The sequence below is a fragment of the Actinobaculum sp. 352 genome (assembly GCF_003957265.1).
In the GTDB taxonomy this organism is placed as follows: Bacteria; Actinomycetota; Actinomycetes; order Actinomycetales; family Actinomycetaceae; genus Asp313.
Genome location: NZ_RQSN01000013.1, coordinates 1 through 13,514 on the forward strand (window position 1 = coordinate 1; position 13,514 = coordinate 13,514).

The 13,514-nt window shown below is 59.0% G+C and carries 12 protein-coding genes and 1 tRNA gene; 6 read left to right on the forward strand and 7 right to left on the reverse strand.

Annotation, left to right across the window (positions count from 1 at the left end):
• Positions 1-357: 357 nt before the first annotated feature.
• The 3 genes from EKN07_RS11060 (at position 358) to EKN07_RS11070 (ending at position 2,193) form a co-directional block, all read left to right on the forward strand.
• Positions 358-1,002 carry an RpiB/LacA/LacB family sugar-phosphate isomerase gene (locus EKN07_RS11060; RefSeq protein ID WP_126146419.1) on the forward strand — a complete coding sequence of 215 codons (645 nt, stop codon included), beginning with the start codon at positions 358-360 and terminating at the stop codon, positions 1,000-1,002.
• Positions 1,003-1,163: 161 nt separating this feature from the next.
• The gene (locus EKN07_RS11065) at positions 1,164-1,661 is read left to right on the forward strand and encodes an ImmA/IrrE family metallo-endopeptidase (protein WP_108714787.1); all 498 of its coding nucleotides are present in this window, start codon (positions 1,164-1,166) and stop codon (positions 1,659-1,661) included.
• A 58-nt stretch (positions 1,662-1,719) separates the two neighbouring features.
• Positions 1,720-2,193: a hypothetical protein gene (locus EKN07_RS11070; RefSeq protein ID WP_125482385.1), complete on the forward strand. Its 474-nt coding sequence runs from the start codon at positions 1,720-1,722 to the stop codon at positions 2,191-2,193.
• Between the two features lie 39 nt (positions 2,194-2,232).
• On the opposite strand, the gene EKN07_RS11075 is transcribed toward EKN07_RS11070, so the two are convergent.
• A complete protein-coding gene (locus tag EKN07_RS11075; protein ID WP_126146420.1) occupies positions 2,233-2,565 on the reverse strand; it encodes a hypothetical protein in 333 nt (110 codons plus the stop codon).
• A gap of 94 nt (positions 2,566-2,659) precedes the next feature.
• Positions 2,660-3,355: an MgtC/SapB family protein gene (locus EKN07_RS11080; RefSeq protein ID WP_126146421.1), complete on the reverse strand. Its 696-nt coding sequence runs from the start codon at positions 3,353-3,355 to the stop codon at positions 2,660-2,662.
• 451 nt (positions 3,356-3,806) lie between these two features.
• On the opposite strand from EKN07_RS11080, the gene EKN07_RS11085 reads away from it, so the two are divergent.
• On the forward strand, positions 3,807-5,090 hold the full coding sequence (locus EKN07_RS11085; protein ID WP_108714783.1) for a peptidoglycan bridge formation glycyltransferase FemA/FemB family protein: 1,284 nt from the start codon (positions 3,807-3,809) through the stop codon (positions 5,088-5,090).
• Positions 5,091-5,379: 289 nt separating this feature from the next.
• Here the strand turns inward: EKN07_RS11085 and EKN07_RS11090 are convergent, their stop codons facing one another.
• On the reverse strand, positions 5,380-6,219 hold the full coding sequence (locus EKN07_RS11090) for a DUF1684 domain-containing protein (RefSeq protein ID WP_164505393.1): 840 nt from the start codon (positions 6,217-6,219) through the stop codon (positions 5,380-5,382).
• A 351-nt stretch (positions 6,220-6,570) separates the two neighbouring features.
• Between EKN07_RS11090 and EKN07_RS11095 the strand changes: the two genes are divergently transcribed.
• Both EKN07_RS11095 and EKN07_RS11100 read left to right on the forward strand, forming a co-directional pair.
• A tRNA-Arg gene (locus EKN07_RS11095) sits at positions 6,571-6,643 on the forward strand.
• A 1,234-nt stretch (positions 6,644-7,877) separates the two neighbouring features.
• Positions 7,878-9,377: an amino acid permease gene (locus tag EKN07_RS11100; protein ID WP_240611308.1), complete on the forward strand. Its 1,500-nt coding sequence runs from the start codon at positions 7,878-7,880 to the stop codon at positions 9,375-9,377.
• A gap of 190 nt (positions 9,378-9,567) precedes the next feature.
• Here EKN07_RS11100 and EKN07_RS11105 read toward each other — a convergent pair whose 3' ends face one another.
• The 4 genes from EKN07_RS11105 to EKN07_RS11120 form a co-directional block, all read right to left on the reverse strand.
• The gene (locus EKN07_RS11105) at positions 9,568-10,464 is read right to left on the reverse strand and encodes a metal ABC transporter permease (protein WP_108714781.1); all 897 of its coding nucleotides are present in this window, start codon (positions 10,462-10,464) and stop codon (positions 9,568-9,570) included.
• Complete coding sequence (locus EKN07_RS11110; RefSeq protein WP_205647275.1) at positions 10,457-11,203, reverse strand: metal ABC transporter ATP-binding protein; 747 nt, start codon at positions 11,201-11,203, stop codon at positions 10,457-10,459. The genes EKN07_RS11105 and EKN07_RS11110 overlap by 8 nt, the downstream gene beginning before the upstream one ends.
• Positions 11,200-12,126 carry a metal ABC transporter substrate-binding protein gene (locus tag EKN07_RS11115; RefSeq protein ID WP_346962695.1) on the reverse strand — a complete coding sequence of 309 codons (927 nt, stop codon included), beginning with the start codon at positions 12,124-12,126 and terminating at the stop codon, positions 11,200-11,202. Before EKN07_RS11115 ends, EKN07_RS11110 begins: the two co-directional genes overlap by 4 nt.
• A 497-nt stretch (positions 12,127-12,623) precedes the next feature.
• Complete coding sequence (locus EKN07_RS11120; protein ID WP_164546664.1) at positions 12,624-13,394, reverse strand: hypothetical protein; 771 nt, start codon at positions 13,392-13,394, stop codon at positions 12,624-12,626.
• Between the last annotated feature and the right edge of the window lie 120 nt (positions 13,395-13,514).

Here is a 13,514-nt window from a genome sequence, read left to right on the forward strand (position 1 = left end):
TGGAATGTGGTGGCCATCGTGGCCGTCCTCTCGGTTAGTGGCTGGGAGCTGTTCTCCCTGCCTGTACTAGTATCCTATGCCCACACTGGCTAGTCTGTCAAGCCGTGAGTATGTGATGTAGGGCACTGTTCGCTGGTGTGGGGTGTACACCCCACACCACAAACCCCATAGGGGCTACATTGGGGTACCCCACCGCTAGATGGTTACCGCCGCGCGGATCGGTTCAAATCCCGCCGTCTCCGCCAGAGGCACGGTACCCCGTCGAGCAATCGGCGGGGTATCAACGTTTTACAGCCCGTGACCAACGACCCCAACAATCCGGGCCTTAAGCCCCTATAACCCAGAAAGGCCATCCGCATGAGAATCGGCGTTATTCAGGCCGCGTCGCAGCGTTCCAAGAATGAGACTCTGTATCGCTGCACCGTCAACGCGATCAAGCGTAACAATCGCAACGATGCCGTCATCAACTTCGGGCTGCACCACGAGGACGCCCACCCCTATTCGTATATCGATGCCGCCACGGCTGTCAGTTTGCTGCTCTCCAGTCGTGCGGTGGACTTTGTCGTGACGGGTTGCTCCTCCGGTCAAGGAATGATGCTCGCGTGCAACAGTCTTCCCTCCGTCATCTGCGGATTCGTGCAGACGCCACAGGACGCCTTCCTTTTCGGACGAATCAATGACGGCAACGCCATCTCGCTACCGCTTGGCCTGAACTTCGGCTGGCTTGGCGAGATCAACCTGCAATGCACGCTCGACAAGCTCTTCGACGGCGACTTCGGTGGCGGATATCCACCCACGGATGCGGAAAGGAAGACTGCCGATACTCGCATGTGCAAACGACTCAACACCATCACCAAGCGGAGCATGGTTGAGACCTTCACCCAGTACGACGCTGAACTGATGCGTCGCGCGCTCAGTTGGCCCACCGTGCGTGACGATATTCTCGCCAACGGGCGCGACGACGCCGTCGTCGAACTGGTGCGTGAATTCGAGCCGGTCTAAGGCTCCTCATCGCAGCCGATCTGCCATTGCAGCCGCCTTTATACAGTTGAAGAGTGTCTTAGTCGGCGGTACCGCATTTTGAACCCACAAATGAAACAATTTGTGTCGGAGCAAGCGTTTACCATTGACACAAGAGCCGTAACGGAAGGCAGGTGTAGACGATGTTGATCAAAGACCGTGCTCGCGACGAAGCCGAACAGGCCCGCGCTAAGTATTGGGACGGCGTTTTTCCGGTGGATCCTGTCAAAATTGCCGTGGCTCTCGGAATGAATGTTTATACTGCGGTTCTGCCCGAAGGCGAATCAGGCCGGATCGTGAAAGAGCAGGGTAAACCTGCTGAGATCTACCTAGCCGTTGACGAACCCGATCGGCGGCAAAACTATACATGTGCTCATGAACTTGGACACTGGTTCGAACGCCGTATCCAGGAGGACGATGAGTACTCCTTCGTGGACCACCGAGACGATTCTCAACCGAAAGACGCGCATGAGTGGTTTGCCGAATGGTTCGCCGCCTACCTCCTAATGCCAACCAAGGAGTTCATTGATGCCGTTGATGATGGACTTACAGTCGACCGCCTAACACGTAGATTTGGCGTCACGCCTACAGCAGCCAGGAACAGAGCGCGAAATCTAGGGGTTTCGATTGACCGGGGATGATCAGGGGCACGCGGACCCCACTTCTTGGGACGAGTTGTGCGGCATCAACGATGTCCCCTTGGACCGCAACCTCAGTAAACCCGACAATCCCAGAATTAAGAACCCGCCTGTCGATCCAAGTTCATGGGAGACAGAACAGGCCAGCGACGATGTCTGCCTGAGGCCCGGCAAAGAGGCGACTGAAACTCAGGGTCCTGTTTCCCCAGACGATTCTGCCGGCTCGCGGCTTGCTAATGCAGACGCAGACATCCGCGAACAAGAGGCTGCAATCCGAAAACAAGAGGCAGAACAAACAACTCAGAACACCGCGTGGCGAAAATGGCTCTTCTGGGTCACCCTACTTATCGTCTTTGCGCTCTCCTTCACCAACATTGTTCTAATCATCATCTACACGTGCCGTGCTTCTGCCATATCGGCAACGGCTCTGAGTACCTGGATTGTTGGTAGTGCTGCGCAGGTGATTGGCCTACTGGCCATCATCACGCGGCATCTGTTTCCACAGGCCAATGGGCAAGGGAAAAGCCACACCTAGTCCGTTTGCCCTGCATCGCCCCGAATTAGGGGACTAGCGCTAGCCTTCCAGGTAACGAACTCGCTTCCCTGCACGCCGCGCATATTCGATCTCCGAGGCCGTGCTGGCACCGATGTAGCCGCCCACGTTGATCACGTAGATTTCGTCGGCCATGTCGATTTTCCGCTTATGCATGTCGTCGAGCATCTCCTTCGTCTTCGTGCGGGTGTCCTCGGGCATCCCCTCCCAGACCTCGTCGTCGCCGGAATGGCCGAACAAGCCGACGCTGATGACGATATTGCCCGCCAGCGTCAGTCGCTTCTGCGCCTCCAAAAAAGCCTCCCTAAAGCGCGTGCTGCCGCAGAGCGTGACAACAGTGTACTTTCCGATCATTTCTCCCTCATTTCCATGCGGTTCCGATTCCCCCGAGCAGGATTGCACCGTGGTAGACGTGACGGCATCCGGCCCGGCTCCACTACACCTCACCTCATCTCTCCGGATCCTCCAGCAATTCGACACCAACGACGCCGTCGAGCATCGAGAGGGCCGTGACAAGCTCCGGCACATCTTTTCCACCTGTCACATGCAGATCGACGACGACGTCCTTCCGCCCACCGCGATCAACCTGTCGGCTCGCCGTCACCATTGTCTCGAATCCCCTGCCGGTCGCCTCCAAGAGCAGAGAGCGCAACACCCCGCAGCCATCGAGATAGGTGATCCGCAGGGTTCCATCTGAGCCCCGATGCAACAGATGGCGTACCAACGGAGCAACAGCCAAGATCACAATGAAATAAAGAACTACGACCAGCCCGGCAATGGTGATCATGCCGACACCGCACGCCATACCAATCGCGGCAGCCACCCAGATCGCACTGGCGGTGGTGAGGCCTCGCACGCTGTCGTGCTCGAAGAAGATGACGCCCGCGCCGATGAAACCAATGCCGGAAACAATCTGCGAGGCGATCCGCGAGGCGTCCCAACGCAGGTTGCCCGTGAGCATCTCCGGAACCCCGTACAGCGACACTAAGGTGAACAGGTAGCTTCCCAAGCCGACGAGGATATGCGTGCGAATCCCGGCGTCTTTGCGGCGAACCTCCCGCTCCACGCCGATCAGTCCACAGAAGAGCATGACGAAAAGCGCTGAGACCAATTCCTCTGCGGCCGGTAGATCAAATAGATTCATCTGGCACCTCCTTGACTGGACGTCCTACCACTCGCAGGGCTTCGGGACGATCACTCCTCCACCGCCGCGATGCGTTTCTTGACCAAGCACAACTTCCAGTAGCCGTCGCACCTCGCATGCGACTGCCAACCGCATAGCAGCATTATCCCCACTGCAGGGGACTTGAAGAGAGTTCGCCTACGCTTCCGGCAAAGGCAATCCTCCGCCCCGCCCGGGCAAGACGCCACCCGAGGCAACCCCTAAGACGCCACCGGAGCAACAAGAAGTGGAGGGTGCATCAAGAAACTTCGGGAATATCACGACACTTCTTGTAAAACCCTCCACTTCTCGCACCCGACTCCCGCCGTACCATCCCACACGCTCAGTAACTTGATGCATTCCACATCGCCATTCCCATTCCTTCCCCAGTAACACCCCTGCACACCCCAGGCGGATTGGGGAAAATAGTGCCATGAGATTTGTCCGCCTGTCTGAATCTGCCTACACGGCATTCGCGCAATCCCAGGACCGTTTCTTCTACACCCAGTTGCCGTCCTATGCCGCCGTTCGTCGAGCTGAAGGGTACGACGTCGAGTTTGTCGGGCTAGTCGATGATGGGGCCACCGGACGCGAACAAGTTGTTGCCGCCGCAGCTGTGCTTCTTCAGCCCTGGAAGCGACTTTTCCGCCGTGCGACCATCGCCTATGGCCCCCATCTCGACTGGTCGGATGCAGAACTCGTGGCCACCTTCTTCGCCCAGCTCAAGCTTTTCCTCGCCAAGGATCGTCGCATCGTCTCACTACGGTTCAACCCGCTATTGTCCCGCCGATTCTATGAGGACATTACCCCAACTGAGGACAACCCGCAGGCATTCGTCTTTGACCAGATCATGGGAGCGCTCGGGGCCTCGCGCGTGGAGCGTGAGTTCTACGATTCGTCCGATATCCAGATGCGCTACGTGTACGTCAAGGATCTTGGCTCTATGAGTTTTCCCGACGCAATGGCTTCCTGCGGCCAAGTGGTGCGCACGGGATTTAACCGCAAGGGAACCAATGGAGTCGAGGTCCGCTTTCTCACACCTGAAGAGTTCCCTGACTTCGAGCAGATCATGAACTACACGGCAGAGCACACCGCTATGCACAATATTTCAATCAACGCCTTCTCTTTTTACCGCGACCTGTTGGAGCAGCTCGGCCCGGAGAACTGCATGTTACCCGCGGCCTACCTGAATTGCGATAAGGCGCTGGAACTCATTACTGCCGAACGCCAGGACATTCTGCCAAAGGTTGCGGAACTGCAGGAGCGTGAGGCTCAGGCAGAAGCCGAAGGGCGTAATTTGGGGAAGAAACAACGTAATACCCTCAAAGAGTACCGTACCCGGCTCGAGTTACTTGATCGCCGAGAGGAAGAGACCCGAGCCATCCAGGAACACGATGGCAACGAAGTGCTATTGGCGGCTGGTTTCTTCATCCACTCTCCGCATGAGCTGGTCTACCTGCTGTCGGGCTCCTATTCCCAGTACCAGTCGTATTACGGCATCTACCTGATTCATCGGGCCATGTTTGAGTGGGCCATTGCGCACGACGTGCGGTGGTACAACTTCTTCGGGATCACCGGCGACTTCACCGAACAGGCATCCGACGCCGGCGTGCTGCACTTCAAACGGCAATTCAAAGGGAATGTCGAAGAGTACGTGGGTACTTACGACCTTCCGGTGCGACCGATGCTTTCCAAGGCGCTCGGCGCCCTCGGGTAACGCGCGCAGGCGAAGCTTGGCTCTCATGCACGTCGACTACCCCCGTGAGACACAGGTAACGCGCGCAGGCGAAGCTTGGTGGATCGTCACGAGGCCAAGGCGCTCGGCGCCCTCGGGTAGCATGCACAGCCGGTAGCATGGTAGGGGCACCAGCCCCCTCCGGGCTAGCCGCATGGCGATGGCGGGCGCGTCTGCCCCAACCGTCGGCCCATCTACAAAGAACGGATGGGCGAATGGTCATACCACCCGCCCATCCGTCTATGTTGACAGCTGGCACTGCCAAAAGCGGCTACTGCGCGCTTGCATCCGGGTCGATCCACGGCATCGGGCGGCGTTCTCCCGCCAAAACCGACACCTGCAAGGTGTTGCCCTCCGGCGGCTTGGGACAGGTGCCAAAAGGAGTGAAGGCGGAGGGGAAGTTCAGCGCGCGATTGAAGTCAATCGTCACACTCCCACGCGCGCCCCCAGGACCGCCAAAGGTGACGGAACGCCAGTCCGCAGTCGTCGTGCCATTACTCAGGTCATAGAACACGGCGGTGAGTTCATCGTCCTGCCGCCCCTGTACCGCTAGACGACACTGCTCGCCGGCATATGTAAATTCAACTTCCCCCACCAGGCTCACCCGGCCCCGAACGGATTTCCGGGCCGTCTCAATCGCCACCTCACGTGGTTCGTCATATGCGATGAATTCACCAACGACGACGGCCTGCGGATCGTAATCGAACACGGGAACGCCCTGAAAAGCCAACAACGTTGGCGCGGATGAATCACGCACCCGCACTGCGTAGCGCCCTCCGCGCCGCACGACTTCCGCAACCCGTGTTCCCGACGATAACGAAAAATCAGACTCGCCGTCTTCCAAGGCGAAAACGGCCTCGCCAGCGAACGACTCTCCGTTGCGTCGCACATCTGCCGAATGCGTAGTTGATGATGTTCCCTTGCGGAACGATCCGGCTGCCTCGTCCCGATCTGTGTACCAGTACCCCGGAAAGTGTGCAACCCGGGATCGTTCCTCCGAAAGCCAGGTAAAGGAGATCAGACTGAGCCAGCCATGCTCCTCGGCCAGCGCAGTATCACGCTGGTCGCGCCACTCGCGCCAAGCGGTGGCCATGTCACGCTCTTTTTCCATGGCGAACATTCTAAAGCCTTCCCCGGGCTTATCAAAGAGTCGGTGAATAGCGCCAAGGTTCCCACAGTGTTCCCATACGAAGGTTCTGCGCCTTCCACTCCACCGCCTTCTTCCGAGCGCGCGCGTCCTCTTGCATTCACACCCCGCCCTTTTCTGAACATTTGTACCCTCGTGTTCATGTACCCATGCGCATAGTCTCACTTCGCCACCGCACTGCATATCCACCCACGCTCCGTGTTCTTACACCGACTCCACCACACGTTTCCCGGCGAAATGTGATAGCCACCATGATCTTCCGTTTTGTTCTAGACGCCTCACAGCGGTACAGTATTCGTTGTCCTAAGCGAACTTGCGCTCGTAGCTCAATGGATAGAGCATCTGACTACGGATCAGAAGGTTGGGGGTTCGAGTCCCTTCGAGCGCGCAGAGCTCCGCATCGGTTGATTCGCTCCCGGCGCGGAGTTTGTTCCTCGGCCGTAGCTGTTGGCACGGCCATAAGTCTACCGACGACGACGTCGACGCTCTCTCGTGTCTCGCAACGAACGGTGGACACTGGCACACACCTATTCCTGCTCGGCATGATGCTGCGTTTCTCACGGGTGGGCACTCCCGCGTTCGCCAGCGACCCATGTCAGCGAATACACTACTCACGTGCAACACTCGGTGTGGGCGTCGGGGGAACCATGGGGTCGGTTTTCACCGACGGAATTGCCGTCTCGGGAGGATCAGTTCGCTTCTGTATGCCCGCGGGGTTTTGTCGATTGTGCTGTGGCCTCTGCGTGGTCGGCGTTGCCGAGCCGCCGGTGGAAACCACGTTGTTTCCTGTTCCCGTACCTTCCCCTGTCTCTTCTACAGCCGGGGTCGTCGGCGATATCACTGGTTCACCTCCACAGCCGCATAACAAAAGCAGGACCGTGGCACAGGCACCCACTGCACGCAAAGCCATCCGGCTAGGGCGCCCCGTAGCAGCAGCCCACCGGTTCTGCCGCTGCTCGGTCGGCATTGCGCACTCGAACCACGTAGCACCTCGAGCCATCATCCTCCACCACAACATGCCACCAGACCTCCTAGTTCCGGCGCCGCGATCCTGTAAACAGCCATCACCATGAGGCGATAGTACAACCGCAACTGCCCAAGTCCGTGCTCACCTACTGATAACCTCCACCCACTGATGGACTGTCGCCGCCTTGCACGTGCGCCACATCCCCGACTTACACCTGCGATCCGGCGACATGTCCGAAGGCTCTGTCACCCTTGATCTGGCAGCCATGTAAGGATCTCCACTCCGATGTGCGGAACCGGACACGCCGGGCAGGGCGCCGTTTGCACCAGCACAGTTCCTCGCTTCGGTGGACCAAAAGGCTTTGATGGCCGAAAAAGAACTCGCTGCCAGCGTGTACAACACATACATATTCCCACCTCGGGCGTCCGAAAGGAATGCGCTCACCCCTAGCGCATCAACACATACATCCCATCCCCGCGCCCGCAGTCAGAAGCGGCCAAGGCATGAGATGTATTCATACGGCTGAGGGAACGGCATCGCCTCGGCCTTCTACTCCGGTCACGTGCGGAAGGCATATCGTCAGCTGACTAGAATGTGCCATGCGGTTCTATCAGAAGGGACGAACCGTATCACGCACAACCGGGAAAGGGCCGCGATGAGCCAATCCAGTGAACATGAACCGACGGGCGAGCACGTAGAGAACAGTGAGCACCCTCAGTTCAGTGGGCATCATGCGCCGGAGGCGCATACACACCTCTCACGCCGCCTGACGAGCGCACAGGTTTCCATGATCGGGCTGTCCGGAGCTCTTGGCACCGGGCTCTTCCTCGGTTCCGGATCCACCATCAGCCTGGGAGGCCCTGCGACGGTGCTCTCTTACGCGCTGGCGGGCAGTGCGGCGCTTGCGGTTGTCTGGGCCCTGGCGGAGATCGTCTCCACACATCCCGTGCCCGGTGGACACGGCGCCGCAGCGGCTTCATATCTGGGTCGCTTCGGCGGATTCGTCGCTCGTTGGAATTTCGCCATCACCATGCTCATAGCGGTTGGTGCCGAAGTTGCTGCTACCGCCACATATCTGAAGTTCTGGTTTCCCGGCCTGCCACTGGCGGTTGGCACCGTCCTGTGCTCTTTGTTCATCGTCGGACTGAACCTGGCCACGGTCCACCTCTACGGGGCAAGCGAGTACTGGTTCTCCATGATTAAGGTGACCGCAATCGTCGTGTTCATTTTGCTGGGAGCCGTACTGCTGTTTACAGGCCTTCCGGGGCGCCCGGCGGTCGGCTTTCACAACCTCACGGCGCACGGCGGTTTCTTCGCCACCGGCTTCACCGGCATGCTGACCGCCGCCTGTATGGCCGTTTTCTCCTTCGGAGGCATTGAGAATGTCTCCGTCGGCGCCGCTGAGTCGGAACACCCGGAGCGCGACGTGCCACGAGCCGCGCGCACCATGATTTGGCGCCTGCTGCTCTTCTACATATTCGCCCTTTTCATTGTGGTGACATTGCAGCCGTGGACGGTCACAGCTGCATCCTCGGGCGAGGTGACCGAGTCACCTTTCGTGCAGGTACTGGACGTGGTTGGAATCCCAGCGGCCGCCGACATCATGAACGCGATCCTCATCGTCGCCGCGCTATCGGCCGCCAACGGGTGCCTGTATTCATCAAGCCGCATGATTCATTCGCTCGCACTTGATCGTATGGCGCCGCGGTTCGCCTCCCACACCTCACTTCGTGGGGCACCGCGTGGAGCAGTCGCCATTGCAACGCTGGGTATGGTGATCGCCTCCATCCTCTCCTTGATCAGCCCCAATGCGGCATTCATGTACCTCTACGGCTGCGCCACGGTCGGGGTACTGCTCACATGGATCATCGTCATGGCAACGCATCTGGCGTTCCGCGCCAAAAGGAAAGCGGCCGGACTCACTCCTGCTGCCCACCGGTTACGGGGTGCACCACTGGTGAATTGGCTGGTCATCGTGGCCTCGATAGCCGTCTTCATCGTATTGCCCACCACGATGCCGGTCGTTCGCTACGTGGGAGTGCCCTACCTGATCGCCCTCGTGCTCGTCTACGCCATCCTGGCGCGAACCCGCACATTACCGACGCCGCCCGACTTTATCGCCAGGGATTCGGCACGCGCTCGGTGTGAACTCTGAATCGATGAACGAATGCCTGCTGCAGCATCCATCACACTCGTCGCACACTTGGCCACTGTGGCGCCCTTCAAGTCGCGGACCTGCTCCACCTGCCGCTTTCTTCATGCAGACCGTCTAGCGGGAGGTGCCGGGCGCCGCAGTTCCCAGAGGGTCGATGCGACGTCGCGGCCTTGACACCACCCGCACAAGCTCATCGTGCCGTTGATCCTCGAACCTCCGCCACTGCCTCGGACGGTTCACCCTTGCGATGCGCGAAAAGGAAACCACGCAGACCGCGCGGCGACACCAGCCACACCAGGAAGAAAACAACTCCACCGACGGCAACCACCGTGGCACCCGATGCCGTGTCAAACCAATAGGACAGATAGATTCCGGTAAGCGACGTGAACACGGACAACACCGGGGCGACCACTAGCATCCGCGTAAACCTCTCGGTCAACAGCAGCGCTGTAGCGCCAGGAGTGATGAGCAGCGTGACGATGAGAATCGCGCCTACCGCCTGCATCGCCGTCACCACGGTTAGGACAAGGCAGACCAGCAAGGTGGCGGCAACTCCCCGTGTCGAGATCCCGATCGCCTCCAGATGAACCGGGTCGAAAGCGTAAGCCGTTAGGTCGCGTCTCCTGAGGAGCAGAATCACCAGTGCTAGCGGTGCCAGCACAAGCACCTGGTACATGTCGGTGTTCGTGATCCCAAGCAGGTCACCAAACAGCACATGGTTGAGGTCAATATTCGATGGATTCTTTGATACCAGCACCAACCCGAATGCGAAGAACATCGTGAACACAACGCCCATACTGACATCAGGTTTTACACGCGAGGTGTGCCGCACTGTGAATATCAGCCCGACGACGACCAACGCTGCCACCATGGCCCCCACCGAGAAAGGAATGTCAACTAGATAGGCAATGACCACGCCGGGAAGCACCGCATGGGAAAGAGCATCCCCCATCAGCGACCATCCGATCATGACCAGCCAACAACTGATGACAGCACAGACCACACCCGTCACGAGGGTAACCGCCACACCGCGAACCATAAAGTTGTAGGCCCACATTTGACCGAATAAGGTCCATAAATCAGGCATTACCACCCTCCATTGCAGCCATTCCAAAGGCCTGCCCGAGAGTCTCTGGACGCAGAGCATCGGCAGGGGGCCCATGGAAAAGCACGCGGCGTAGCAGAAGTAGGGTCTCATCGCATAGATCCGGCAGACCAGCCAGATCATGAGTGGCAACGAGGATCGCCACGCCTTCGTCGGCAAGGCTACGTAATAGCCGGATCATGGCCTGTTCGCTGGGTTTATCCACTCCGGCAAAGGGTTCATCCAGAAGTAGCAGCCGGGCACCTTGTGCCAAGGCGCGTGCGATAAACACGCGCTTGCGCTGTCCGCCGGACAGTGCACCTATCCGGCGGACACGCAGGTCCGTCAATTCGACGCGTGCCAGCGCTTCGTCAACAGTGGCTTTATCCTCCTGCCGCGGGCGTCGCGTCATCCCCATCAGCCCGTAACGACCCATAAGAACGACGTCGTCGACGGTGACAGGGAAGTCCTTATCTACCCCGTCGGCTTGCGGAACAAATCCGATCATGCCACGGCGGCGCGCCCGGCGTACCGGTTCTCCGTACACCGTCATTTCACCCTGCGAGCGGGTTGTCCCGGCAATGGCCGTCAACAAGGATGACTTGCCGGATCCGTTCATCCCTACCAAACCGCATACCCGACCCGGTTCCAGGGTGAAGTCCACTCCAGTCAGCGCTTGGACGGCACCATAGTGGACCGTGAGATTCTGAACGACAAGCGCCGCTGCGTCGATAGATGTCACTTCTTGGTTCCATCTCCCGTCAAGGCGCCGGTAATCGTACGGGCGTCGTATCGCAATAGATCGAGGTAGGTGGGTGCGTCACCACCCTCCTCGGTTAGCGAGTCCACATAAAGCGTGCCGCCGTATTTCGCATCAGTCGCTTCCACGATGGGGTCCATTTTCCCTTCCACGGTTGATTCACAGAACACAGCCGGAACCTTGTTGCGCGTCACGAAATCCTGCACCGCTGCGATACGTTGCGGGGTCAATGCCCCTTCCGCGTTAACGGCCCACAAGTACTGTTCGGTCAATCCCGCGTCACGTGCGAGATAGCTGAAGGCTCCCTCGCAGGTCACGAGAGCACGGCTCGCCTCTGGCACCCGCGCCAATTCGTCTTTCAGTTCCGTCGAGATAGAATCGAGTTGTTGCTTGTACCGCTCTCCGTTAGCCTCGAAATCGGCAGCGTGCTCCGGGTCAAGTTCCGTGAATGCCTCTACCATATTGTCGACGTAAGTCTTTGCTGCTTCGGGGCTCATCCACGCATGCGGATTCGGTTCACCCTCGTACTCGCCCTCCGCAATCGGGATTGGTGCAACCCCCTCCGAAAGGACAACCGTTTTAGCACCGGAGTTAGCTGTGAATCGCTCAAACCAGCGTTCCAACCCCAGTCCATTGGCGAGGATTAGGTCGGCGTCGGCCCCCCGTCTTATGTCGTCAGGACTCGGCTGGAAGTCGTGAATCTCTTCACCGGGTTGGGTTATCGATTCGACGATGAGGTGATCGCCAGCCACCTCTTTTCCCATGTCTTGGAGCACGGTGAAAGTCGTCAAAACTACAGGTTTCGCCTTCTCTGCATCCTGTGCTGTGCCTTGGCCGGAACATGCGGCGAGCATTCCCATAACACCCGCCAGCAGGATGATACTCATTCTCGTTTGTCGTCTCACGCGAATACTATAGTTCGGTTCTCCGAACTTTGCATCTGTTGGAGACAGTCCAAAGGTTTTTGATCACTGCTCCCGCCACAGCACTGGCCGCTGGCACCAACCAAAGACACTAGTCATCCCGGAGCTGTTAGCCCTGTCTGGTCAGCGCACTGACTCCCGTCCGGCAAGTGCACTCCGGTCAGGACGCCGCCTCCTGGTAAAGCGCCTACTCCTGGCAAGGGCGACCTGATTCCGGTCAGAACGGTTCTGTTCCCCGCAACCGCAGCGCCCCCAGCCCCAGCGACGCGCTCGGGTCGAAACGGCACATATTCTTCCGGACAACACCTGTGAGAGCCATGCCTCGCGGAATACATCAAGTTGCGCATAGCCTCGGTCGCCTCGGCGAGGTGGAAGCCACGTCTCGCGGAATACATGCACAGCATTGCGAATAACGGCGCCAATAGTCATTGGGGCACCTCTGGCCAACCGGCATGCGCACTCATCTCATCAGGCAACCATCACAGGAAGTTATCCCACCCGCCCGCAGCACGAGCCTGTTTGCCCGCTTCGACGATGAGACCGTGGAAGGTAGCAAACTCCTCGACCGAGAACCCCTCCCCCGCAACAAATTGTCCAAGTTCCGCGCGCGCACGTTCGTATCCGTCCGGCACCTCGTACCCCAGTGCCGCAAGCATCCTGCGCGCGTAGCTATCCCAGATGAAAGCGGGGCGACGGAAGGCATACAGCGCAATCACATCCGCAGTTTCCGGCCCGACGCCGACCAGTGCCAGCAGTTCATCACGTAACTGTTCATCGCTGAGCACCGCAACGGCTTCGGCGAGAGCACGCTCCGGGTCAAGCCTCTTCGAATCGAATCCCCGCAAGTGGATTCCCTCAGAGTCGAATCCCTTCGCAGCTCCTTCACTCGACTCAGTCACCTCCGGGTCGGTCCTTCGCGATTGCGCGCCCGTCATATTCGGCATCGGTGCCTCTTGCCGACGGAGCGTCCATTCCGCCACCTCCCGGCAGGTGCGCGACTTCGCCCGCATGAAGCCGGAGGGGCGAATTGCCGCGATGATCTCCTCCTGCTCCGCGTCGCATATGGCACGCGCGTCCAACAGTCCCCGTGCGTCCAAGAGTTCCAAGGAAGACTCGACATTCCGCCACGCCGTGTGCTGTACAAGAACAGCGCCGATCATCATTTCGAAACGCGTCGCTGCCGACCACCAACGGCCCGCATCGACTCGGCTGAGCAGTTGGGTGTAAATCTCACGGAATGTGGGCCGCATTCTCATATCTTCCCACACGTCTGCACGCCACGCGGGCTGGATGTCTGCGCTTGCGGTGTCGGCGTCGAGTCCGCACACACGTCCGCACGCCACCCGGGCTGGAATTTACGCTCCGACCCC